Origin of the sequence: Domibacillus sp. PGB-M46, from assembly GCF_022668875.1 — a bacterium.
GTDB lineage: Bacteria > Bacillota > Bacilli > Bacillales > Domibacillaceae > Domibacillus.
Genome location: NZ_JAKGCR010000021.1, coordinates 55,536 through 79,900 on the forward strand (window position 1 = coordinate 55,536; position 24,365 = coordinate 79,900).

20 protein-coding genes and 1 pseudogene are annotated in these 24,365 nt (G+C 41.8%); 17 read left to right on the forward strand and 4 right to left on the reverse strand.

Translation table 11 applies throughout. From position 1 onward, the window contains the following. Window positions 1-134: 134 nt before the first annotated feature. From L2D08_RS18560 to L2D08_RS18570, 3 genes are all read left to right on the forward strand, one after another. The gene (locus L2D08_RS18560) at window positions 135-911 is read left to right on the forward strand and encodes a WecB/TagA/CpsF family glycosyltransferase (RefSeq protein WP_242236043.1); all 777 of its coding nucleotides are present in this window, start codon (window positions 135-137) and stop codon (window positions 909-911) included. Between the two features lie 190 nt (window positions 912-1,101). Beyond that, window positions 1,102-2,649, forward strand: coding sequence for a glycosyltransferase family 2 protein (locus tag L2D08_RS18565; RefSeq protein ID WP_242236045.1), 1,548 nt, complete (start codon window positions 1,102-1,104; stop codon window positions 2,647-2,649). 325 nt (window positions 2,650-2,974) lie between these two features. Continuing rightward, entirely contained in the window at window positions 2,975-3,124 is a 150-nt protein-coding gene (locus L2D08_RS18570) for a hypothetical protein (RefSeq protein ID WP_242236047.1), read from the forward strand. Between the two features lie 30 nt (window positions 3,125-3,154). Here the strand turns inward: L2D08_RS18570 and L2D08_RS18575 are convergent, their stop codons facing one another. Next, window positions 3,155-5,176 (reverse strand): CDP-glycerol glycerophosphotransferase family protein, encoded by a 2,022-nt coding sequence (locus tag L2D08_RS18575; RefSeq protein ID WP_242236049.1) that lies wholly within the window; start codon window positions 5,174-5,176, stop codon window positions 3,155-3,157. 313 nt (window positions 5,177-5,489) lie between these two features. On the opposite strand from L2D08_RS18575, the gene tagD reads away from it, so the two are divergent. From tagD to tagH, 4 genes and pseudogenes are all read left to right on the forward strand, one after another. Then, window positions 5,490-5,888: a glycerol-3-phosphate cytidylyltransferase gene (tagD, locus tag L2D08_RS18580; protein ID WP_242236051.1), complete on the forward strand. Its 399-nt coding sequence runs from the start codon at window positions 5,490-5,492 to the stop codon at window positions 5,886-5,888. Further along, complete coding sequence (locus L2D08_RS18585) at window positions 5,881-7,056, forward strand: CDP-glycerol glycerophosphotransferase family protein (RefSeq protein ID WP_242236052.1); 1,176 nt, start codon at window positions 5,881-5,883, stop codon at window positions 7,054-7,056. The genes tagD and L2D08_RS18585 overlap by 8 nt, the downstream gene beginning before the upstream one ends. Before the next feature lie 136 nt (window positions 7,057-7,192). Beyond that, the gene (locus L2D08_RS18590) at window positions 7,193-8,023 is read left to right on the forward strand and encodes an ABC transporter permease (RefSeq protein WP_242236085.1); all 831 of its coding nucleotides are present in this window, start codon (window positions 7,193-7,195) and stop codon (window positions 8,021-8,023) included. Window positions 8,024-8,036: 13 nt separating this feature from the next. Further along, window positions 8,037-8,828: pseudogene (gene tagH, locus L2D08_RS18595) on the forward strand (teichoic acids export ABC transporter ATP-binding subunit TagH); the annotation flags it as partial. A gap of 152 nt (window positions 8,829-8,980) precedes the next feature. Here tagH and L2D08_RS18600 read toward each other — a convergent pair. Beyond that, window positions 8,981-10,060: a sulfate permease gene (locus L2D08_RS18600; RefSeq protein WP_242236055.1), complete on the reverse strand. Its 1,080-nt coding sequence runs from the start codon at window positions 10,058-10,060 to the stop codon at window positions 8,981-8,983. A 513-nt stretch (window positions 10,061-10,573) separates the two neighbouring features. On the opposite strand from L2D08_RS18600, the gene L2D08_RS18605 reads away from it, so the two are divergent. The 9 genes from L2D08_RS18605 (at window position 10,574) to L2D08_RS18645 (ending at window position 20,569) form a co-directional block, all read left to right on the forward strand. Further along, entirely contained in the window at window positions 10,574-11,605 is a 1,032-nt protein-coding gene (locus L2D08_RS18605) for an autoinducer 2 ABC transporter substrate-binding protein (protein ID WP_242236057.1), read from the forward strand. Beyond that, the gene (locus tag L2D08_RS18610; RefSeq protein WP_242236059.1) at window positions 11,565-13,373 is read left to right on the forward strand and encodes a cache domain-containing sensor histidine kinase; all 1,809 of its coding nucleotides are present in this window, start codon (window positions 11,565-11,567) and stop codon (window positions 13,371-13,373) included. Before L2D08_RS18605 ends, L2D08_RS18610 begins: the two co-directional genes overlap by 41 nt. Continuing rightward, on the forward strand, window positions 13,366-14,115 hold the full coding sequence (locus L2D08_RS18615; RefSeq protein WP_242236060.1) for a response regulator transcription factor: 750 nt from the start codon (window positions 13,366-13,368) through the stop codon (window positions 14,113-14,115). Before L2D08_RS18610 ends, L2D08_RS18615 begins: the two co-directional genes overlap by 8 nt. A gap of 133 nt (window positions 14,116-14,248) precedes the next feature. Next, window positions 14,249-15,763: a sugar ABC transporter ATP-binding protein gene (locus L2D08_RS18620; RefSeq protein ID WP_242236062.1), complete on the forward strand. Its 1,515-nt coding sequence runs from the start codon at window positions 14,249-14,251 to the stop codon at window positions 15,761-15,763. 12 nt (window positions 15,764-15,775) lie between these two features. Continuing rightward, window positions 15,776-16,810: an ABC transporter permease gene (locus tag L2D08_RS18625; RefSeq protein WP_242236064.1), complete on the forward strand. Its 1,035-nt coding sequence runs from the start codon at window positions 15,776-15,778 to the stop codon at window positions 16,808-16,810. Between the two features lie 2 nt (window positions 16,811-16,812). Beyond that, window positions 16,813-17,820, forward strand: a complete 1,008-nt coding sequence (locus L2D08_RS18630; RefSeq protein ID WP_242236065.1) for an ABC transporter permease — start codon at window positions 16,813-16,815, stop codon at window positions 17,818-17,820. 57 nt (window positions 17,821-17,877) lie between these two features. Further along, window positions 17,878-18,939 (forward strand): rhamnose ABC transporter substrate-binding protein, encoded by a 1,062-nt coding sequence (rhaS, locus tag L2D08_RS18635; RefSeq protein WP_242236068.1) that lies wholly within the window; start codon window positions 17,878-17,880, stop codon window positions 18,937-18,939. Window positions 18,940-19,180: 241 nt separating this feature from the next. After that, window positions 19,181-19,837 carry an HAD family hydrolase gene (locus tag L2D08_RS18640; RefSeq protein WP_242236069.1) on the forward strand — a complete coding sequence of 219 codons (657 nt, stop codon included), beginning with the start codon at window positions 19,181-19,183 and terminating at the stop codon, window positions 19,835-19,837. Between the two features lie 318 nt (window positions 19,838-20,155). Next, window positions 20,156-20,569: a hypothetical protein gene (locus L2D08_RS18645; protein WP_242236072.1), complete on the forward strand. Its 414-nt coding sequence runs from the start codon at window positions 20,156-20,158 to the stop codon at window positions 20,567-20,569. Window positions 20,570-20,735: 166 nt separating this feature from the next. On the opposite strand, the gene L2D08_RS18650 is transcribed toward L2D08_RS18645, so the two are convergent. Next, window positions 20,736-22,190, reverse strand: coding sequence for an alkaline phosphatase PhoX (locus tag L2D08_RS18650; protein WP_242236073.1), 1,455 nt, complete (start codon window positions 22,188-22,190; stop codon window positions 20,736-20,738). 397 nt (window positions 22,191-22,587) lie between these two features. On the opposite strand from L2D08_RS18650, the gene L2D08_RS18655 reads away from it, so the two are divergent. Continuing rightward, the gene (locus L2D08_RS18655; RefSeq protein ID WP_242236075.1) at window positions 22,588-23,082 is read left to right on the forward strand and encodes a hypothetical protein; all 495 of its coding nucleotides are present in this window, start codon (window positions 22,588-22,590) and stop codon (window positions 23,080-23,082) included. 334 nt (window positions 23,083-23,416) lie between these two features. Here the strand turns inward: L2D08_RS18655 and L2D08_RS18660 are convergent, their stop codons facing one another. Next, a complete protein-coding gene (locus tag L2D08_RS18660) occupies window positions 23,417-24,301 on the reverse strand; it encodes an AraC family transcriptional regulator (protein WP_242236077.1) in 885 nt (294 codons plus the stop codon). Window positions 24,302-24,365 lie beyond the last annotated feature (64 nt).

Here is a 24,365-nt window from a genome sequence, read left to right on the forward strand (position 1 = left end):
AAGAATCGCCTGTCCGGCTGGATGGGCGGTTTTTTATCTTAAAAGTGGATGACAGCCTTTGAGACATATTTTGCAGGTGTTTAGCCAATACTATCGGCTACAAATACGAAATTTATTCAAAGGGTGGGTTTTTGGTGCTGAAAATTTTATCTGTTCCGTTCGCGGAAAATAACATGACTGAAGCAGTACGCTGGACGAACGAAAGAATGGAAAAAGCTCTTCCAACTTTTATTGTAACGGCCAATCCGGAAATTGTCATGAAAGCCAGGAAGGATTCAAGCTTTTATGAGGTGATTTCTGCTGCTGACATGATTACACCTGATGGCATCGGTATTATTTATGCGTCTAAAATACTAGGATATTCCTTAAAAGAGCGAGTGGGGGGGTATGATATGATTCATGCCCTGCTTGAGCACAGGGAATATACAGGCGCGGCCACAAAATTATTCTTGCTCGGAAGTACGGAAGACGTAGTGGCAGCTGCGGGCGAGAAACTAACAGAACTATATGGTCATGCTCGGGTTATGGGTACACACCACGGCTATTTTGAAAAAGACTCCGACGAGGAACGCCTCATTGTAGAACGGATCTCCCGTGAGAAACCGGATCTTTTATTAGTCGGTGCGGGTAACCCGAAGCAGGAGGAATTTATTCATCGGTTTAAAAATGAACTCGGTGCAACGGTTATGATTGGCGTCGGCGGCAGTTTTGATATTTTATCGGGACGAATCTGCAGAGCACCTGAATTGTTTCGGAAATTAGGATTAGAATGGTTTTACCGCCTCTTATGTGAGCCAAAAAGAATAAAAAGACAAATGGTTCTGCCTGTTTTTGCCCTTCAAGTATTTGTAGAAAGAGTACGGCGCGGCAGCGGAGCTGTAGAGGTGAAATCGACAAAGACGAGGGTATAAAGATCGCGAGTCAGCTACTAAATAAAAGCTTTCAAATAAATCCTTACACACGATATGAATAAATGTACCGATTTATGTCTACAAAATAAATAACTGCCAGTATGGCTGCCAGTCCTTCCAGCCGTCCATGGTAACGGCTTTTGAAGGAAGCCTGAAGGTAAAAATGCATGTGGAAAGATGAGGAGGTTTTATGGTTAGTGTATCTTGGATTTACAATGTAATAAAGTTTCCGAAAGCTCGTTCCTTTGACTATAACGCAGACGGTTATTATGAAGTGGAAAACACACAGGGCAGAAAAGCCAATCAAACGAAAGTATCTGTGGTTACACCCGTTTATAATGCAGAAAAGTATTTAAGAAAAACGATCGACTCGGTGATTAACCAGACGATAGGGTTTCAACACATTGAGTATCTCTTAGTAGATGATTGTTCAACAGATTCTTCGAGGGAGATCCTGTTAGAGTACGCTGCGAAATACGATAATATTCGGGCTGTTTTTCTCAAATGCAATACAGGAACGCCCGGCCAGCCGCGCAACCTCGGGATTCAACTCTCTACTTCCAAGTACATTACTTTTCTAGATGCAGATGACTGGCTTGAACCTTCCGGCTTAGAAACACTGCACGATATTTTAGAGAAAACAGGCGATGACTATGTGGTAGGAAGAACGATACAGCTGAAGACAAATGGATCCAAAATCGTCGGAGAGCATGAATCCTGCAAAGAACGGAGAAATGTATCTCCTTACTCGATTCCCCACATATTTCAGCATTTAGGGCCGCGGGCGAGGATGGTCAGAGCCAGTGTCATTAAAGAAAATGGAATCGTCTTCCCGGAAATGAAGTTTGCAGAAGATAAACAGTTTTTTATGGATGTTTTAATTCACTGCAATACGATTTCAACGACAAAAGCACCCATCTATTATTTGAATCGTCTTGATGACAATAATGCTTCACTGACAAAACAAACGAATATTATGCAAAAAACAGACAGCAATATTAAAGTGATTCATTATATCATCAGTAAAAAGTTAGAGCCTGATAAAGAGAAGATGCTGCTCAATCGATTATATGAATTTGACTCGATTACACGATTGTTTAATACGGGCCATTTTCAAAAAACGAAATTAAAGGCACTGTACTATAATAAGTTTAATGAAATACTGAAAACGACAGAAGGGCTGCGCTATGAGGTCTCTGACAACTTTTTTCATCCGTTAAATAAAATTGCTTATGAGCTCTTCAAGGAAGGAAAAACGAAACAGCTTGAAAAGCTTTTTGAATGGGAGAAAAAAGAGAAAGTAAAGCCAGTGCTGATTAAGGACAATCTTCCTTATCATGTAGCCCCGTTTCTTGAAGAAAAGTACCGCTATATACGGGTGCCGATGCTGGCTGTTTTTAAAGAAGACCGGTTTTATGATAATAAGTATTGCCTGGATTTTAACGTATACGGTGACTATGTCGATCAAATTACCGATGTGATCATCAGGGACCGGGAAGAGGTGAATAGAGAATATTCCATTCCTGTTCAAGTCGATCAGCATGGACGTGGGAGGCTGGAAGTAAGCCTTGATCTATTAAATCAGCTGCCGTCAGCGGGCTATGCGATGTTCCTGCGCTATAATGACTACAACAAAATCAATATCAGAAAACTCAATGAAAATCAAATTCGCTATGAAAATCGCGACTTTACCTTTTACACGACCATTCATTCGAATATCGGACTAAAAGTAAAATAACTCAAAAAGAACCGGTTTTGGATAACCGGTTCTTTCAGTGTGTAGATAAAGGGTTTTGCTTTTGAAAAAGAGCCGATAAGTGAAGCCTGCCGAACTTCGCGTTCCTCGGGCAGTGCGGGAGCCTCCCCGGCCGCGCCTGCGGGGGCCTCCCGACTCACTGTACTTCCTGCAGGAGTCTTCGTCCGGCAGGCTTCACCAAGTGGTGTTGAAGATCAAAGGACCGAATAAATATTTTCTCTTTTTTTAAATAGAAAGATATGACCTTATTAGCCCTATACAATCTTGCTGTGAGCCACTTGGCGGCGGGAGGGCGGCGCAGACTCCTATGGGACTAGCGGGCAACGGAGAATGGTGGAGCCGCCAGGCGGGGCGGGGCCCAGCGTCTGCCCCATGGAAATCGGAGCTGTCTGGACGCCGCCGATCCACCCACCTTATTCATGTGCACGGTTATCCATATCATTTGTCTACAGTTTAAAAGAACCGGTTTCGAATAACCGGTTCTTTTTTAGCGTAAAAAGATTTGTTCCACGACTTTGCGGGTAGAACTTCCTTCTTCTAAGTAACAAAACTTTTCATAAAAGGAATCGAGCTTTGTGGATGGCTGAAACCCGGCTTCTTTGATTTTTCGGATTGCTTGTATCACTTCTTCCGTTGTTTTCACCAGCGGGCCCGGTGCTTCCTGTTCAAAGTCAAAGTAAAAACCGCGAAGGTGATCCCTGTACTGGTCAATATCGTATACATAGAAAATCATCGGCCGCTTTAAGTTGCCGTAGTCGAAAAACACGGATGAATAATCGGTCAGTAAAATATCGGCCATCACATATAATTCACGGATATCTTCATGATGGGAGACATCATAAGCAAAATCTTTATAAGGCGTTAAATCCAGATTTTCAGATACCAGATAGTGCAAGCGGGTAAGAATCACAAACTCTTCACCCAATTGCTCTTTCATTAAATCAAGCTCCAACTGAAGATCAAAACGATAGCGGCCTTTGGCATAAAACTGATTATCCCGCCAGGTTGGCGCGTATAATATTACTTTTTTATGCCGGGGAATCCCATAAGCAGCTGCCAGCTTTTCAACCGTGTCCCCCTTCTCATGATTACAAATAAAATCATTTCGCGGATAGCCTGTTTCCAGTATTTCTTTATCGAATTGAAAGGCTCTTCGGAAAATTTGGGTTGAATACGCATTAGGGGAAATTAAATAATCCCAGTTTTTTGCTTCTTGAATGAAATTTTTTTTGTAATTTTCAGCTGTTGTGCCGGGTATATATACTTCATCCATATCTGCCGCCAGCCGTTTTAACGGAGTGCCGTGCCATGTTTGAAGATAAAGCGTTTGTTTTGGTTTTGGAAGCCATCCGGGCATCCGGCTATTAGTGACCCAAAAGCGGGCCCGTGGCATGATCAAAAGCCATTTAAGAGAAAAGCGGCGGATACAGCGTACATTTTTATCCTGAAAATGATGAAGATGCTTCCTGTCTGCACTCCAATACAGTTTATAAGGAAAATTGTGCTGCTGCAGATATTCATAAATAGCGCGGGGATTATCGCTGAATTGTTTCCCCAGAAAGCTTTCGAACACAACAACATTTTTATTGACCGGAAGTCTGCCAATCCAATAAAAAGCATTTTTATAGAGCTGCTTGACGAGAGCATGTCTTTTTATAAAGACCATTCTTTCCTTCATTTTTGTTTTTACATTTGTCTTCACATCAAAGTCACGGATCCGAATGGTTAGCTGTCCGCTTTTTTTCGTTCTCGTGATCGAGATTTCTTTCTTTTGACCGTTTACTTTTTTAACGAGCACTTTTTTTGTGAAGCGGGGGGTTTTAAGCTTGATGGGAGCTGTCTCCGTTTTGATGTTCCTGCTGTCCTCTGCATAGGAAAATTCAATTCTTGCTTTTAGTGCAATCGCTTCACTGTGCGCTTTAAGCAGTGATTCAATCGGGACGGCTGCTTCATACACAACTAAAGGCAGATAGTCTTCTCCATTTGATGAAAACCGGCGGTAACTTATGCTTAAGGGTACTTTAAAGGCATATTTTTCCTCATTCGCTGACAGTATTAATGTTCCTGTCAGCTGGTCGGGCCGTTTAAGCCATAAAGGGTAAACGGTATAGCCTTTTAAGGTGATATGGTTCTTACCCATAAAATCAATTCGTTCTGCTTTTTCAATCAGCCCAGGCTGTTTGGATTTAAATGAAACATTTCCTTTTTTGGTTGTAAAAGGCATCAACATTTGGCCATTTTTTAGAAAAAAAAGCAGCTCCAAATCCAAGCCATTACTGCACAGGCGTATTCTGTCATCGGAACGGAGGGCGATATAAACGTCCCAGTCTTTTCCTTCAGATAAAAGCTGCTCGAGGTCCGCTTCCGTTAAGCACGCTTGAAACACATTTTCTCTTTCATGAGCAGCTGTTAGAGCGTACTCTTTCTTTTTGGTTGTGTACCGCTCAACGAACAGCAGGGTCAAGGAGTCTGGTTCTGTTGAATCAAAGCCGGGAACACCAATCTGCATGTATAAGCATTGTGCGCGAAAGTAAATCGAAGCTAAAGAACAACGGGTGCGTAATCGCTTTTTTCTTATCAGAATCTTTTTCCTCCCTATGGTTGAAATTTCTGCCCTTTAGTATGTACAAAATAAACAAATATATACGTTTTCTGCCTAGAGTAAAGGGTTTGTCGGCTGGATATGTAATCACTTCTGTGTGTTATTTTTATGAGCTTAACCGTTAAGCCATTTTTTTCTCTTTCTCCGAATAAAAACCAATTCTTCTTCCTACAATAAGGGTTAGAAAAACGTTTTTTACATCATGAAGGAGGGCCAGCACATGAAAAAGGTGTTAACGTATGGTACTTTTGATTTGCTCCATTTCGGGCATATTAATTTACTGAAACGGGCGAAAGCATTAGGTGACTATTTAATTGTCGGCCTTTCTACAGATGAATTTAATGAAGGAAAAAATAAAAAAGCATACCACAGCTTTGAAAATAGAAAAATGATAGTGGAATCGATCCGCTTTGTTGACGAAGCAATACCGGAAAAAAGCTGGGACCAGAAAATTGAAGATGTCATAAAACATGAGATTGATCTATTTGTGATGGGGGACGACTGGGAGGGACATTTTGATTTTCTTAAAGAATACTGTGAAGTTGTGTACCTGCCGAGAACCATCGGGATTTCTACATCCCAAATCAAAAAAGATTTAAAGGCAATTCAAAATGGTTAGGGAGCTAGCCATTTTTCTTTTTCTATTTTCTTTTAAGTGGATGTTTTTCTTTTTTTCTTTTTTGCCGCTTCAAAACAAAATAACCTTTGTTGTCAGTTTTGGCGATAACAGCCGGTATGTACTGGATGAAATACGGCAGCAGCACATTTCTGTGAAAGTAGCCGTTCTTTGTAAAAGAAACAAGCTTCATCTCTTCAAAGACTGTCCTGACATTGATTTGGTTGTATTTGAAACCAATCCATTTTATGTGCTCCGCTCTATATACCACTTAGCTACATCCCGTCGTGTTCTGGTGGATAATTATTATGGGTTTCTGGCTGCCGTTCGTTTTAAAAAGAGTGTAGAATGCGTACAATTATGGCACGCTTCAGGTGCATTAAAGAAGTTTGGACTCCAGGATGCATCGGTCAAACAAAGAAGTGGGAGGGCCCAAAAACGTTTTTTAAAGGTGTACAGTCAATTTCATAAAGTAGTGGCTGGCTCAGATCAGATGGCTGATATCTTTATCAAATCCTTTCATCTTCAAAAGAAACAGATTTTACTGTCTGGTGTCCCGCGGACTGATTTCTTTTTTGATAAAAAAGCGCTCCGAAAAGCAGAGCATAAAATAGCTGGTCAATATCCAGCCATTGGGCACAAACAAGTGATTTTGTACGTTCCTACATACCGGGATCAAGCATTAGAGCATTTTGATCTTGAGCTGGATATTGGAAAAATGGCTGAACAGCTCGGAGGAGATTATCTATTGTTTCTACGGCTGCATCCGGCCATCCGGCAAACCACTGCTTTTGGGGATAAATATCCGGACTTTGTGGCAGATGTTTCTTCGGATCAATATGAAATTAATGAGCTGCTTGCTGTGGCGGATTATTTAATTACCGATTATTCCTCCATTCCCGTTGAATTTTCGCTTCTGCACAAGCCTATGATTTTTTTTACATATGATTTAGAAGAGTATAAACAGACCCGGGGAGTGCCAGAAGGGTTTGAAAGAAACCTTCCGGGACCTATGGTGAGGGATACAGATTCTATTGTTCACTGCATTCAAGCGAATCATTTTGATCTTGAAGCGATTCGCAGCTATGCGGAGAACTGGAACGCGTATTCTAAAGGCCAATCCAGCCATAACGTCGTACGATACTTATTTTCTGAAAAAAGCTTGTCCTAAAAGAAAAAAATGCGTTAATGCTGCCTTCTGTTAAAAGAGGCGTCATAGCCTTGCGTGATTATTTTTATAATATGGGTTTTTAGGCAATGATGGTAATAAAGTTATTATGCGTTTAAGGGAAGGATCACCTTTTATGATAAAGTCACTGATTACCATTGTGAGGGAGCAAATTCATTCTTTTTATCTTATTCTGAGGCTTTCCGCTTTTGAACTAAAAAGCGCTCATACGAATAATTATTTGGGCCGGCTCTGGGAAATCTTAAACCCGGTGATTCAACTGGCCATTTACTGGCTGGTATTTGGCGTTGGGGTCCGGGGAGGCCAGCAGATAACCATGGAAAATGGCATCCAAGTCCCTTTTTTTATATGGATGGTAACAGGAATGATTGTATGGTTTTTTGTGAATCCGGCTATCTCAAAGTCCTCTAAATCGATTTATTCAAGGCTGCAGCTGATTTCGAAAATGAGTTTTCCGATGAGCGCCATTCCTTCTTTTGTCATTATGGCGAATTTTTATACTCATTTAATGCTAGTGGCCATTGTCATCATCGTGTTGCAGTTTACGGATTTTAAGCTGTCTGTTTATTACATACAGCTGCCTTATTTTATGCTTGCTACCTTAACTTTTTTGTTAGCTCTTGCACTTATTACATCAACACTTTCAACAATCATTCGTGATGTGCAGCAGATTGTTCAGTCTATTTTAAGAATGGTATTGTATATTACGCCGCTTATTTGGCATACCGACCAGCTTGTGCTGAAAGGAGTGGACATAACGTTTTTATTAAAGCTGAATCCTCTTTATTACCTAGTGGAAGGGTATAGGGCATCTCTGCTGGGGACGACATGGTATATGACAGAATATGCATCTTACACGCTTTATTTTTGGTCTTTAATATTAGTGATGCTTTTAATTGGGTCCGCTTTACATTTGAAATTCAGAAATCGCTTTGTTGATTTCTTGTAAGCTGGAGGCAGTGATGAAAGAAACCGTTGTCGTTCAAAACGTTTACAAAAAATATAAAATGCACAAGTCCCCGAAAGAAAAGATTTTGGATGTAATCCTGCCGGGGGGCTATGGGGAAGATTTTTATGCTTTGCAAAACATTTCATTTTCGGCAAATCAAGGAGATGTTATTGGGCTGGTCGGTGTAAATGGTTCAGGAAAGTCTACTCTTTCAAATATATTAGGTGGTGTGATACCTCCTACATCCGGTACGGTTACAACAGTGGGACAGGCCTCGATTATCGCCATCTCATCGGGGCTGAACAATCAATTAACAGGCCGCGAGAATATTGAACTAAAATGTTTAATGCTCGGTTTCAAAAAAAAAGAAATACGGGAGATGGAAGCGGAAATCATTGAGTTTACTGATATCGGCAAGTTTATTGATCAGCCTGTTAAAAAATACTCGAGCGGGATGAGATCCCGTCTCGGATTTGCGATTTCTGTCACGGTAAACCCGGATATTCTTATCGTGGATGAAGCTCTTTCAGTAGGAGACCAGGTATTTGGGCAGAAATCAAAAAATAAAATGTTTGAGTTTAAAGAAAAAGGAAAAACGATGTTCTTTGTCAGCCATTCCATGGGACAGGTTAAAGAGTTTTGCGATAAAGCCCTTTGGCTGGAGTATGGAGAAATAAAAGACTTTGGGCCGGTTAAAGAAGTGATTCCAGCGTATGAATCCTTTTTAAAACAGCATAAAGCGCTGTCACCTGAAGAGCAGAAGAAGTTTCGGGAAGAAGCGATGAAAAAGCAAAGCGGCCTGGGCGCAAGTTGACCTAAAGTATGAATAGGGATTATAGATAATTTTTTAAAGAAGAAAGTACTGGATATACAGCTGGGCCATTTACATGCAGCCAAGAAAAGAAGAGGATACTAAAAAAGGTTAGCCAGCTTACAACTGGCTAACCTAAGAAAACCTTAAATCCCTTCACCTTCATTATAAACAGAGCGTTGTTCGTCTCGTACGTGCTGCGCTAATTTAATGGAACCAACCGTCGCAATAAAGACACTGGCCATCACGATCAAATTGTAAATGTCCATATCTACAAGCAGGTTGATCAGGAAATATGAAACGACAATAGAAAACAGGGGAGAGATAATCCATATCAGCAGAATCCGTTTAATAATCCCCTTTTGAAAAATGCCAAAACCATCTTGAGCCGCCCCCACTCCAAGAATTCCGCAAGTGGTTACTTGTGTAAGAGGGATAGGCAGTCCAAATACAGAGGCTACTACCACAAGGGTACCGCCTGTAAATGAAATGGCGCTTCCTTCTAATAGAGACAGTTTGGTGATTTTCTTTGCATTGGTTTCCAGCACCTTGCTGCCCAGCACCAATGCCCCAATAGAAACAAATAAAGCGCCGAGCCAGAGGCCGCTATTGGTGGACATAATACCTGCACCAATAAGAGGGCCGACTGCGTTTGCCACGTTGTTCATTCCAGCAGAAAATGCTTCCCAGCAGCCGCCAAGTATCAATAGAATAGAAAGCCATTTTGCCCATTTCCCCTGCCCTTTTAATTGAGGCCAGCGTTTTTCCGCCCGGGCAATCATTTTTCCTGCAAAGAAAGTAATAATAAAAGACGCAATAGGAACGATCACCCAAAACAATAAAATTACCAGAAGCTGATCCGTAAATAACCGGTGGTAAGCAAGGCCGACGCCTACTACCGCTCCAACCGTTACCTCACTGGTCGACAGCGGGATCCCTAGAAGATTGGAGATAAATAAAGTTAGGGTTGCGCCCAAAAGAATAATAATAACGATTTTAACGGTCAACAGATCAGAAGGGATGATTCCTTTTCCAATCGTTTTTACTACCTCACCGCCGCCCAAAACGGCACCTAAGAAAGCGGCAATAGAAACTAAAATTAAAGCGGCCCGCTTTTTTATCGCGCTGGCGCCATAAGCCGCACCCATCGAAGCAGCTGTTCCGCTGGCGCCAATGTTCATAGCAAAAAATAAAGCAATTCCAATAGCTGTGTACGTTAATAACATATTTTTTTCCTTTCTCTTGCGACGAAGTTAGTTTAAACAAGAACATTTAGTTTTTTCAGATCAATGTAACAAATGTGTTTCTATTGAATTTCACATCTAAATCCTAGTTAACGAATTGGAATTATGAGTTTGTAACCCTAATTATAAATGTATTTTGAAAAAACACAAAGATTATTTTTCCTCATGTTTAAAAAGACAGCCGAATGTTCAACAGCCTTGTTTTTTATGGTCGTCATCTTTAAAGCGTTTTATTAAACCACTTCTTATAATGAGTCCATACAGAATACGTAGCAATTGAGCCGTTTTTTAAAGATGCCGGCATTTTTGCCGACTGACATCACATAGTAATGTGCCGGTGCTTCCAAAAACTATTTTTCAAATTATGTGTCATGAGCTGAAGTGAGCGAGTACAGAAAACTAATTCAAAATACCTGTTTTTGAGTTTTTTTGTGATACAATACAAACAAAAACAGGGGAAAATAAAACAATAAAGTACCAAGGGTGTGAGAGCGCTTGAAAACAAGGTGGGTTACGGTATGGATGCTTCTTTTTGTAAGCGGTTGCTCGAATGGGGATGCCTACGAGCTGCTTGTATCTAGTGGGTCTTCTTCTATAAGGCAGCCCGAAGCGCAGTATGAACATCAGTATACAATCGGAATTATTTCAAAAGTGGATAATATCCCTTATTTTAATTCAGTTAAGGAAGGCGTACTGGAAGCGGCAGAGCGGCTGAAGGTAAACGTATTGTATGAGGGGCCGGCTGTTGCAGATGCAAAAGGACAAAGAGTAATCGTTGAAAAATTTATTCAGCAAAAAGTAGATGCTATCGCCATTTCCGCCAATGATCCAGTTCAGCTGGCGCCCATCTTAAAACAAGCAAAAGCGGCGGGGATTGTCGTAATTACATGGGATTCAGATACAGAACCCGCAGCCCGAAATTTATTTATTGATATGGTAAATCCAGAAGTGCTGGGAAGGCATGTAATGGACACACTGGCGTGGAACACTGAAGAACACGGGTCTTTTGCAATTATGACGGGTTCTTTTTCTGCGTCTAATCATAATGCGTGGCTCAAGTGGATCCAAGCGCAATGGAAAGAATATTATCCAAACATGAACCTAGTTGAAGTAGTCGCGACTAACGATGACCCTCATAATGCTTTTATTCAGGCACAAGGGCTTTTAAGAAAATACCCGGATCTGGCCGGCATTATTGGCAATTCATCGGTCGGTCCGCCAGCCGCAGCGAAAGCAGTAGAAGAAGCTGGAAAAGCAGGAGACGTTGCAGTAGTAGGCGTTTCAACACCCGATTTAATGCGTGATTATTTAAAAAGAGGATCTGCTCAGGTTGTAACACTGTGGAGCCCAAAAAAGCTTGGTTATTTAACCGTTTTTCTGGCGAAAAGTTTAATCAATGGAGAGCAGCCAGGTGATTTTCAATATATGCCGGGAGTCGGGACGATTCGAATGAGGGGCTCTGATACAGTTATTATGGGGGAACCGATTGATTTTACTAGAGAGAATGTGGACCAATATGACTTTTAACCGGCGCTCTTTTCGTGATTTCCGGCTTCAAACAAAATTATTTATTACATACATCGCGATTACGGTGATTCCGATTGCACTGCTTGGTTATTTAGCTTACAGCCAATATATTTCATCGATTGAGCGGCAGGTCGGCACGTATATTCCACGGCTCCTTGGCCAGGCAAATGATAATATTGAAAGACAGATCAATGAATTTTTTCAAATGTCCGATCAAATTTATAATGCTCCTATGATTATCGAGATTCTAAGGAAAGATGCTTATCAAACGGTTTCGGCAATGCGGCAGGATGAGTTTACGGTGGACAGCTATTTATCAAGTACGTTTATTCATGGAAGCCAGCAGGACATTCTTGGTGTTTTTATTTCCTCAAATAATCGGCTGTTCAGCAGTACGAAAACCGATTATTTTTCTGGTTTTTCTACAAAAGAGGCCGTTGGACTCTACGGGCAAAATCTTGATTTGCGAGGTCAGGAAATGGTCCTGCTGCCAAATGAAACATCGCTTCAATTTAAAGATCATCGCCCTTTTGTTTTAATCGCAAAGCCGCTTGTCGATGTGGAAAATCGTCTTAGTCTTGGGACTATGTTTATTGCACTCGACTTATCATTTATTGACCGGATTGTCCAGCCGATTGATGAGCAGGAGGGAGCGGAGATGTGGCTGATGACCGAAGAGGGGTATATGCTGTATCATACGTCTGCGGACCAGATCGGCAGAAAGGATCAGAAAGCAGCGAAATATCCAACGTTAAATGGAAGCTTTAAAACAAAGAACATGTTGTTTGGGATGGATGTGTCCAAGCAGCATCAATGGGTGCTGGCACATCAAATCCCGCTCGGCCAGCTTACAGCTGAAACGAACTTTGTCCGCACCATTACGATCTTATTATTTATAGCTGTTACGGCCGTTGCGCTTATAATCGCTGCTTTGTTGGCGTGGGGGGTGGCCAAGCCTCTTCAGCACTTAACGGAGCAGATGAAGCGGGTGGAAAAAGGGGATTTTAACGTTGTCTTTAATCGTCAGTCGAATGATGAAGTGGGAATGCTGTCCGACCGTTTTCAAACGATGATTAAAGAAATTCAAGGACTGATTCGTGAAAAATATCAAATTGAGCTGAAACAAAAAGAAGCAGAAATGTACGCGCTTCAGTCTCAGATAAACCCTCATTTTATGTACAATACACTTGAAACTATTGCCATGACAGTAGAGGAAGATGATAAAGACACGGTGGTCGATATGGTCACCATTTTAGGAAGAATGCTTCGTTATTCTTTAAGCAATAAAGAAAAACTTGTCACGATTCACCAGGAACTCCAGCATATTCGCGATTACCTGACGATTCAATCGTATCGTTTTGAGGATGAGCTGGCATTTCGAATTGACGTTCAGGTAAATGGAAACAAAGAATATATTCCAAAGTTTATTTTACAGCCGCTTGTAGAAAATGCTCTCGAGCATGCATTTGTTCCAGGGAAGCAACTCGTTGTAACGGTGCTGATTGTACGGGATGGCAATGAAATTCAAATGAGCGTATCAGACAATGGGGCAGGAATGAGTAAAATTAAGCTGCTCGAAATAAGACAGCTTCTCACCTTGCAGACGGATTTAAATCGTGATCATCATTTTGGTATTTTGAACGTAAATGGCCGGCTTGTGCTTCATTACGGAAAAACCTATATGTTACAGGTCGACAGCGAAAAGAACATCGGTACGACGATGCGGATCCGCGTGCCGGTGAACCGGGGGGAACAGGGAGATGAGTGAGCAGCCAATCCGTGTAATTGTGGTTGATGATGAGCCTAAACTTCGTAGAGGCATTGAAAGGCTTATTCAAGCGGACGGGAAAGAGTGGGAAATTACCGGGAGCTTTGGGTCAGGAAAGCAATGTATTGATATCATTAATTCTACGAATTTGTCTTTTGACGTTGTTTTTACAGATGTACGCATGCCGGTTATGGATGGGCTTACCATGCTGAAAGAATTAAAGAAAAGAACAAGTACCGATTTTTTTGCTGTCATTGTGAGCGGGTACAATGATTTTTCTTACGTACAGACTGCTTTAAGGGAAGGAGCTGTTGATTATTTGGTAAAGCCGATTGACCGCATAGAATTAAAGAAAAGACTTTCCAAAATAAAAGAAGATGTGCAAAAAAAGCGTGCGGAAGCCATTTATCCAGAAGAGGATCTGGCAGGACCGATTCAAACCGCGCGCCAATGGATTGACGGGCATTTATCAGAGCCGATTACGATAGAAAAAATTGCCTCACTTGTTTATATGAACCCCACTTATTTTAGTGAATTTTTCAAGCAGCACACTGGAGAAACGGTTCTTGATTATGTTACGCGGCGACGAATGGAAAAAGCGAGAACCCTTTTGTTTGCTTCACCGCTGAAAATTTACGAAATTGCAAGCGCGGTCGGCTACGCGGATACAAAGTACTTCAGCAAGCTATTTAAAAAACATTACGGGGAACTTCCCTCTAAATACAAGCAGGATCATTTATAGCCTCCAAATTGGGAGGTTTTTTTAGTGTGCTTTTCCGAAAAATGTCCCCCTTTTTCCGATAGTTGTCTCCTTATGAAAGCGCTTTAAAAATCATAAAATATAGGTAACAGCAGCAACAGAAGGGAGAATGAGCATGTCTGAGTACGTATTGGAATTGAAGGGGATTACAAAGCGGTTTCCCGGTGTAACGGCACTCAACAACGTTCACTTTAAGCTCGAAAAAGGAGAAATTCATGCACTGATGGGAGAAAATGGAGCTGGAAAATCCACCTTTATAAAAGTCATTACGGGTGTTCATGCAGCGGATGAAGGAAAAATATATCTGGATGGAAAGCCGATATCTTTCTCAAACCCATTAGAAGCACAGGCAGTCGGCATTGCAGCGATTTATCAGCATGTCACCAATTATCCGGATTTAAGTGTAACGGAAAATATTTTTATGGGGCATGAAAAAGTGCATCCGAAAACGAAAAGGCTTTTATGGAAAGAAATGCACCAGGAAGCGAAATCTATTTTAACACAGCTCGGTTCTTCTATTGATCCGAAGCGTGAAATGGGCACCCTTAGTGTCGCCCAGCAGCAAATTATCGAAATTGCGAAGGCGATTTCAACCAATGCCCGGATCATTATCATGGATGAACCAACCGCAGCCCTGACGGCACGGGAAAGTGAAGACTTGTACCGAATTGCAGAAAGTCTGCGGGACCAGGGAACATCCATTATTTTTATCTCTCACCGTTTCGAAGATATGTATCGGCTTGCAAGTCAGGTAACGGTGTTCCGCGATGCAAATTATATCGGTTCATGGGGTGTAAACGATATTACCAATGACCAGTTAATTGTCGCGATGGTTGGACGGGAAATTACACAGGTGTTTCCGCATAAAAAACATCCGATTGGCGAGGAAGTACTTCGGGTTGAGAATTTGGGGAAAGTCGGGTACTTCGCTGACATTTCTTTTTCGCTGCGGCGCGGTGAAATTCTCGGATTGACCGGATTAGTGGGTGCAGGACGTACAGAAGTGTGCGAAACGCTTTTTGGCATTACAAAATATGATACCGGCAGTGTGTACTTAAAAGGAGAAAAGCTCCATATCCGACGTCCAAAGGATGCGATGAAGCTTGGCATTGGCTATTTGTCAGAGGATCGGCAAAAGCAGGGATTAATTCTCCAATGGGGCATCGGACGCAATATTACATTGCCTGCTTTAGAGCGGTTTTCCCAAAAAGGCTGGCTCAATGAAAAAAATGAAGCGGAAATGGCCAAGCGGTTAGCGGAGAAAGTGCACGTAAAAGCAAAGAGCATTTTTGATTTGGCAAGCTCACTGTCTGGAGGCAATCAGCAAAAAGTAGCTGTGGCCAAGCTATTGACTGCCGATCTTGATGTCATCATTTTAGATGAGCCAACTAAAGGAGTCGATATTGGCGCCAAATCAGCGATCTATGAAATTATTCAAGATTTGGCGATGCAGGGATACGGCATTATCATGGTGTCGTCTGAAATGCCGGAAGTCATTGGGATGAGTGACCGGATCGCGGTTATGCGAGAGGGACGCATTACGAAAATGCTCGAGAAGGAAGAGTTTTCACAGGAAGCGATTTTGGCGGCAGCTATGAGCGAAGTGCAGGATAAAACGAAAGCAGGATAAGGAGGGAAAAGCATGGCTGTTCATACAGCAAATGCACCGGCTGCAGAGACGGCTGTTAAAAAAGAATCAAAGCTTGCCAGTTTAGCCAGGTTCCGTGAAATGGGGTTGCTTGCATTCATTATTTTGCTGGCTGTTGGTGTGCAAATTCGAAACCCTAGCTTTTTAACGGTTGAAAATGTCGTGGATATGGCAACCAATACCGCGATTTTATCGATTTTAGCGGTTGGCATGATGCTTGTGCTTGTTACGAGAGGAATTGATTTGTCGATTGGAGCCACACTGGCTCTTTCGGGTATGCTTGTGGCCCAAATCGTAAGCGCAAACAGCAGCTTCTCGCCCCTCCTGGCTGTTCTAACGGGAATAGGGATCGGCATTATATGCGGACTTGTCATTGGCGGGCTGGTTTCCTGGATTGGGGTTTTGCCAATTATCGCAACGCTGGCCATGATGAACATTTACCGCGGCTTTACCTATATGGTCAGTGACGGAAAATGGATCAGCTCTTATCAAATGCCGGAAAGCTTCGTCGGCATTGCCACGAGCAGTGTGTTTGGCATCAATACTCTTATTCTTATTGCACTCTTTATCTATGCTTCAGCGTATTACTTTATCAGCCACACACGGACAGGCCGTCAAATTTATGCGGTTGGCAGCAATCCGGAATCTGCAAAGATAACAGGCATTAGTGAAAAGAAAATTCTTATGCTTGTCTATACGTTAATGGGCGGGCTGTCTGGATTATGCGGTGTGCTTTGGGTATCAAAATTTGCTTCCGCACAAGGAGACACTGCATCCGGATACGAACTGAGCGTGATTGCGGCCTGTATTTTGGGTGGTGTCAGTATTGCAGGCGGCTCTGGTAAGCTGGGCGGCGTGATTTTAGGTGCAGTGCTGATTGGAATTTTAAATAACGCACTGCCTCTTATGAACGTCTCGCCGTTTTGGCAAAAAGGGATTGAAGGCACGATTATTTTAGTCGCTGTATTACTAAACGTAGCCGTAAAACGTGGTGTAGAACGAAACCACCTATTGAGAAGGAGGATTTAGCCGTGGCACAAAAATCTATACAGCCTTATGTACAGCGGACGCTGTCAGCAGAACGTCCTTTTTCAATAAAGCAATTTTTCTTTCAGTGGGAATGGCTGCTTGCGGCCATCCTGCTCGGTGTCATCGCGCTGAACACAAGTCTCTCTCCTTATTTTTTAAATGTAAATAGCCTCAGGGATGCGACCATGGTGTTTTTAGACAAAGCGTTTATCGTGTTTCCAATGGCCTTTATTATGATCATGCGGGATATCGATATTTCTGTTGGTTCGACCGTAGCGCTGTCTTCAGTTGTGATGGCGACCGTATACAACAGCCTCGGTGCCTCCATGGAAATGGCTGTTGTGATTTGTTTGATTGTCGGCGCCCTCTGCGGCCTGATCAACGGGCTGTTAATTGTAAAGTTTAAAGAACTTTCCGCTGTCATTATTACACTGGCCACAATGATTTTATACCGTGGAATCGCCTACATCATTTTAGAAGATCAGGCTTCTGGCAACTTTCCGGAATGGTTCGGCTTTTTCGGGTGGGGCTATGTATACGGGATTCCATTTATTTTAATTTTATTTATCATCGCAGCACTTCTATTTGGACTGCTGCTTCATAAAACGACCTTTGGCCGCCACATTTACGCGATTGGTCACAATGATATAGCCAGTAAGTTTTCCGGCGTGAATGTAGACCGGACAAAAGTCATCGTCTTTACATTAGCCGGACTGATGGCAGCGGTGACAGCTATTTTTCTCGCATCCCGGATGGGCAGTACACGCCCCAATATTGCCAATATGTATGAACTGGATGTGATTGCAATGGCGGCACTGGGCGGAATCAGCACAGCCGGAGGAAAAGGACGGCTGATCGGAACGGTCATTGCCATTTTCATCGTCGGTTATTTGCAATATGGTCTTGGACTGATCAATATTCCGTCTCAGACGCTGCTTATTGTAGTAGGTGCATTGCTTCTTTTCGCGGTGATCGTGCCTAAATTGAATCTATCACGCTTAAAAAAATAGGTATTATCAGGCATCGCCTGTTTATACAGTTTAAAAATGAACAAGGGGGAGCAGATCATGAAAAAATATTGGGCACTGGTCTTATCACTCGTACTTGTATTCTCGGTATTATCTGCATGCAGCCAAGGCAGCCCGGGTGGTAATGCATCCAATGGATCAGATGGTGATTCACAGAGCAAAAACGATGGACCAAAAAAATACGCGTTTATCTTTAAAAATACAGGCAATCCATATGGAGAAAAAATGATGGAAGGATTTGAGGAAGCCATCAATGAAATCGGCGGGGAAGCAATTCTTCGTGCGCCAGATCAGCCAACGGCAGAAGGACAGATCCAAATTATCGAGCAGCTGATCACTCAGCAGGTGGATTCGATTGTGATCGCAGGGAATGACCCTGACGCACTGCAGCCGGCTTTAACAAAAGCAATGAATGCCGGTATTGAAGTGATTTCCGTCGACTCTGCCGTAAATGCCGACAGCCGGGTGACACATGTGAACCAGGCTGACCCTGAGGCAATTGGCCGCATTCAAATTGAAGCAGTATCAGAAATGATTGGCGGAAAAGGCCAAATTGCCGTCCTAAGCGCAACATCGCAGGCGACCAACCAAAACCTGTGGATTGAGTACATGCAGAAAGAACTTGAAAAACCGGAATACAAAGATATTGAGCTTGTTAAAGTGGCCTATGGGGATGATTTGCGCGACAAAAGTGTATCTGAGACAGAAGCACTTTTAAAAACATACCCGGATTTAAAAGCGATTATCGCACCGACAACGGTTGGGATTGCAGCTGCGGGGAAAGTATTGACGGATAAAGGGCTTGGCGGAAAAATTGCGCTGACAGGCCTTGGGCTGCCAAGTGAAATGGCGAGCTATATTGAGAGCGGGGTATCACCTTGGATGTATTTATGGAATCCAATTGACGTAGGCTATGCAGCTGGCTCTACGGCAGCAGCACTGGTAAACGGAGACATGGAAGGGAAAGTCGGCGATACATTCAAAGCGGGACGTCTCGGTGAAAAAGAAGTAGTAGAGGATGGAGATGGCACACAGGTAATGCTGGGCGAACCGTTTAAGTTTGATAAAGAAAACATTGGCGAATGGAAAGATGTTTATTAACAAGCGGAATCGGACTCCTCTGGGAGTCCGGTTTTTTATGGTACCCGAAAAAAGAAGAGAATAGTAATGAAGAGCCTGACCGACAAGATAAATGGGAAAATTTATGTTACACTTTTAGGGAGACTAAAAGCTGTTCTGCGAGGAATCATGTGATAGTGTCATCCATACTCAGTAAGAAGGGTATATATTTGAAGCAGGGAAAAAAATAGGCATCTGATTTTAAAGAGAAAGGGTGTAGAGCATGATTAAAGGTGTTATTTTTGATTTTGACGGGCTGATTTTGGATACCGAGCTTCATGAGTATGAAGTGCTTCAGGAGATTTTTCAGGAGCACGAGTGCGATCTGCCGCTCAGTAAATGGGCTGAATTAGTCGGGACCAAATCTGATTTTGACCCTTTCGTTTTTATGGAGAGCCAGTTGAACAGGCAGCTTGATCATGAAGCACTCAGAAAGCTGAGAACAGAACGATTTGATCAGAGAATCGCCTCTGAGAGGGCACGTCCTGGCGTAGAAGCATATTTGGCTTCTGCGAAAGCGCTTGGCTTAAAAGTTGGTTTGGCGTCAAGCTCCGATTCCAATTGGATTTCCACCCACTTAGGAAATTTAGGCCTCATTGAATATTTTGAATGTATTCGCACAGCGGATGATGTAGAAAACGTGAAACCGGATCCTGCGCTTTATTTGCAGGCAGCGGAATGCCTCGGCTTAAAACCGGAAGAGTGTCTTGTATTTGAGGACTCTGCTAACGGGGCCCTTGCCGCAAAAAGAGCGGGGATGCGCTGTGTGATTATACCGAATCAGGTGACGAGCGGCTTGTCTTTTTGCGAAGTGGACCATCGCCTCGCTTCTATGGAAGAAATGCCCCTTGATGAGCTGATTCGCTTTCTTCATAAATAAATAGGGAACAGATTCATTTCCGAAAAAGCTTTATGACAGAGATCTGTTATAAAGCTTTTTTATTTAGAAGACCAAACAACTGTTTCTTTTGCAGGGGAATATCTGTTTTATACCCGCGCATATACATTTAAAGTTTTGTTATTTATGGTAATATTGGTAAAAAGGGAAAGTGATATGTTGAAGTTGAAAAATCATTTATTTGCTTTCCACATAAAGATACAGGATACAAAATGCCGCTTAAAGGAGGCCACGTTGTTCTTGAAAACAGCTGGGACTTCAATGTCTGTAAGGTTTGACTAAAGGACGGTGGAGAATACCTTGTCACCCAATGCGATTGTAACCTGTTTTTTAATGATGCTGCCCATTTTGCTTCTGTCGCTTGTCGCATTGTTTTATTCGAGGAAAAGAAGCGTGTTTTTAGCGCTAACCCTTTTTATAAGTACAACGGAAGTCATCTATTTGATAGCAGAAAAAGACGCAGAAAAAAGAACGATCATCGAAAACATAGACACAGTAGAAAGGCACCTGCGGGAAAGATATCCAGGCGAACAGTGGTTTATTAGAAGAGAGGAAGGAATCGCTCTTAATCATGGAGGAATAGAAGTGATTTTCCTTAATGAATTGGACAAAGGCTACACCTACTACGTAGAGGGTGGCAAAGTAAAGCAGAGTGGAGGATTTTCCAAAGAGGACGCTGACAAGGAATGGAGGCACTATGAAGAGGAGTCCTAATTCTTTAACTAAACGGTAAATTCCTTGATATAAAATAGTTCAAAAAAGAGGACTAGGGATTTTTTAGAAACTCTCCTAGCCAATTATTTTCAAATGAAATTAGTAAAGAGATGTAAGCCATACAAAGTGTTAGCTTACATCTCTTTATAGTATCTCGTAAAACAGTTTAAGTCATCTTTACTCCGTGGCGCTCAAATGCTGCAGCTTCTAGAATGGACATACCTTGTGCCTCAGCAGCCTTAGCCACTTTTTCTGAAACTTGTGGTGCAAGATTTGCAGGAGCAGCAAAGGACATTTCTCTTGCGCGCGCAGCGTTTCTGCGTTGGAATGGTCCCCAAATAGCAAAGGTTTTTCCTGGACTTTGAATGTTGACAAAAAGTGTGTTTCCATCTGGTGAGAAAGTTGGGCCACATAATTCAGAGTCACTTAGGCGATTGGCGGCAAAAGGATAAACCTTGCCTTCTGGGGTAATTCCCATAATGCGATCTTGTCCGGAACCATCTTCTGCATACCAAAGGTCGCCCCAGGGAGTACAGCAAATATTATCCGGATATTCCATTTCTCGTGCATCATTTCCCTCATAGAAGAGCTCTAATGTATTAGTGTGAGGAACATAACGATAAACGCGTCCAAGCTTTTTGTCCCCGGCAGAGGTGTCATCGAACCAGAAAACACCCTCTTGGAAGAACGCTCCCTCTAGTCTGCTGAATTCAATGCATTTTTGTGCCTTAGCATCCTCGCGGCATAAATGAGGATCTAGTTCCTTCCAAACAATTTTAAATGTTTGTCCTGTTTTAAATGTGCTTGCTGCTGGGTCAGTTACTGCTTCAATGGCTGCTGCATAAAGCTTTCCGCCTTTTTGCAGTGCACCTGGTTTTTGGCTTGTGTCATTTGGAATAAAACGGTACAAGTAACTTGGGCTGGCGTCTTCAGTTAAATATACATATCCTGTCGCTGGGTCGATCGCGCAGGCTTCGTGGGAAAAGCGTCCCATATCCTTGATTGGGGTTCTGGACATTTCGTTCTCAGGCTGCTGCGGGTCCACTTCGAATACATATCCGTGTGTCGCGGTACGTGTTTCTTCACAAGTCAGCCACGTATTCCAAGGTGTCGCTCCTCCTGCACAATTTCGGATGGTTCCTGAAGAGGTTACATATTCTTTGATGACTTCTCGATTTGGACCAACAACAAGAGCTGTTGTACCACCTTTAGCGGCTGGATCAAAAGGGTTGATTCCAACCACTGGATTGTCTGCACTTGTGCTTAATTCATGATTGCGAACAAGAATAGTCGTATTATTAGGTCCCTCAAAAGCAGCCATTCCATCAAAGGCTCCAGGGATTTTTCCACCGTTTGTCAGCTGACCGCCCTCTTGGGAAATAATTTTATAATGAAAGCCCTTTGGAAGATCAAGAATCCCATTTGGATCCGGAACTAAAGGGCCATACCCGCCAAAGCCGCTGGTTGGATTATTGGTTGGATTAGTAGCTGTATCAGCAAATACTTTTGAACCGAGTGATAATACTCCAGTCGATCCAAGAGTAAGAGCAAGTGCCCCCATTCCTCCCGCTTTTAAAAACTTTCTTCTGTTCAAGTCATGATTAGATGTTTGATTAGTCATAAAGCACATGTCCCCTCACCAATAATTTTTTTAAATCTAGTAATAGATTAAATGGAAATTATTAAGGAGAAACCCGGGTTTTGTAAAAGCCGGGTAAAAAATCAGTTAAGAAATGTACAAAAGAAGTAAAGCAGCCGGGTTCCCCTTCTAGTGAATTCAGGTTGTTCAGTTTCTTCTGAATCTGTTTCTGAAAACAGTAATAACTTTACAATTCATCTTTGCATTAAAAAAGCTGTTTGAATTAGTGTTGGCATTCTAGGCTCATAGTTGACCGTTACTGTTGATTAAGCCAAGAAAAAAACGGTTGGATTCAAAGTTGGAATTAAACAACAATCATGATTTTCCTGTGATAAACTAAAATGTATCATTGTGGGATTTGTTTTGGGAGGGAAATACTTTGAAAGGGCGATCGGTCTCTTTTCTTGTCATGCTTATTATTCTTTTTTTAATAGGAAGCTTTGGAAATAGTGTAGTCCAAGAGAAGCTTATTCCTTTTATTATGATCGTAATTATACTTTTTGTAATTGGACACGCGCTTGAAGATCAAACAAAATTTGATTTAAATCAGCTTGCCAGAGTAGAGGTACAAGAATTATATGTAAAAACAGAAAATGGATTTGTGATTACAGAGGAAAATGATTTTGATGTAATAAGAGAAGCTTTTGAAAAAGTCGAATGGAAACCAAACACCATAATGGATATTCAAGGCGAAAGAACAGTAGAAGCCACCTTCTTTTATACATATGAAGAGAACATGCCGGAACCGTTATCCATGTGCAAAGTCTATCTTATGGAAGAAGGAAGTATCTCTCTTCAGAGTGAAAAAGAAGAAGAGGGCTACGGAGAGCTGAGTAAAGAACACGCGGAAAGGTTAAAATTTCTCTTTTTTTAAAATGAAAAAAGTGAATTGTAAGAGCCTCATGATTATTCCATTAGTAATTATGTGGCTCTTTTCTACTCAATTCTTCTTTTACAGTAGATTGAAACGGTTGAGTAAAAGACCTTTTCGATAACTGACTTAAAAAAGGGGTCGGGATATTGTTGATTTTCCTATTCAACTGATAGGAACAGATTCGTTAAGTAAGAAAAAGACCGAAAATTTTCAGGATAGCTCCCCTCATATTAATGCCTATTCTCTCTGAAGCAACCGTTTAATATTAGTATTTTAAAACATAAGAAGGGGAGGGCGCAAAATAGCCATTCGTCAAAAAATAGTATTAATAAAGCTATCCATTTTTAAGTTTTTTGTATGCTAATGGCGTCATGTTGACGGACTTCCGGAACTTATCGATGAAATAGCTCGTACTATTGAATCCTACTTGATAGGCAACATTTGTAACATTGGAGTCTGGTTGCTGCAGCAGGAGTAAGCTTTTTTGAATGCGGTAATCTGTTACATAATTCAATGGTGTTTTGTTTACCATTCGCTTGAAATACCGGCAGCATTCCGAGCGGCTCAGATGGCCAACCCTTGCAATATCATCCAACATGATTTTCTCCGCGTAATGTAAATGTATCCAATTTAGCATTTGCTTCAATCGATGATTTTTCAACATTTCTGTCTGTTCGTACTCTAGTTGCAAGCCATTAACGATTAAGTTTTTCCAAATGAACGTTAGCTGTGTAGTGATTTCGATTTCATAAAATGGCGGCTTTTCTTGAATCAATTGATTGGTTTTTATGATGGCATCTAAAATGTTTTTCTCCCATAGTTCCTTTGTATCGAAGTATAAATACGATAAATTAGTCGCATGGATATAAGGGCTTACATAGGAAGAATAAAGTTCTTGTGATAAAACAAAATGGGGAGAAACATTTAAACAAATATAAACACAACCGGAATCATTTTTTTCTTCCGCCATATGCAGGCAGCCGCTATTTATAAATATCCCTTTGCCTTCACGAACCACTACCTTTTCCTCATTTATTTGAAAGATGGCTTCTCCTTTTATAACCAAAACAAATTGAATTTCATCATGCCAGTGAAGCGGTATATGTCCATTCATATTCTGGCTAATCGTCGTTTCATAACAGGCAATCGGCAATACAATCGTACGATGTTCTGTTAGTTCCTTTAAATTTTGGTCAATTCTAAAATCTTTTATTTGCATATAACTACCTCAATATATTTATATTTTTACATTCAATTTAAGTATTATTTAAGGGCTTCTTCAC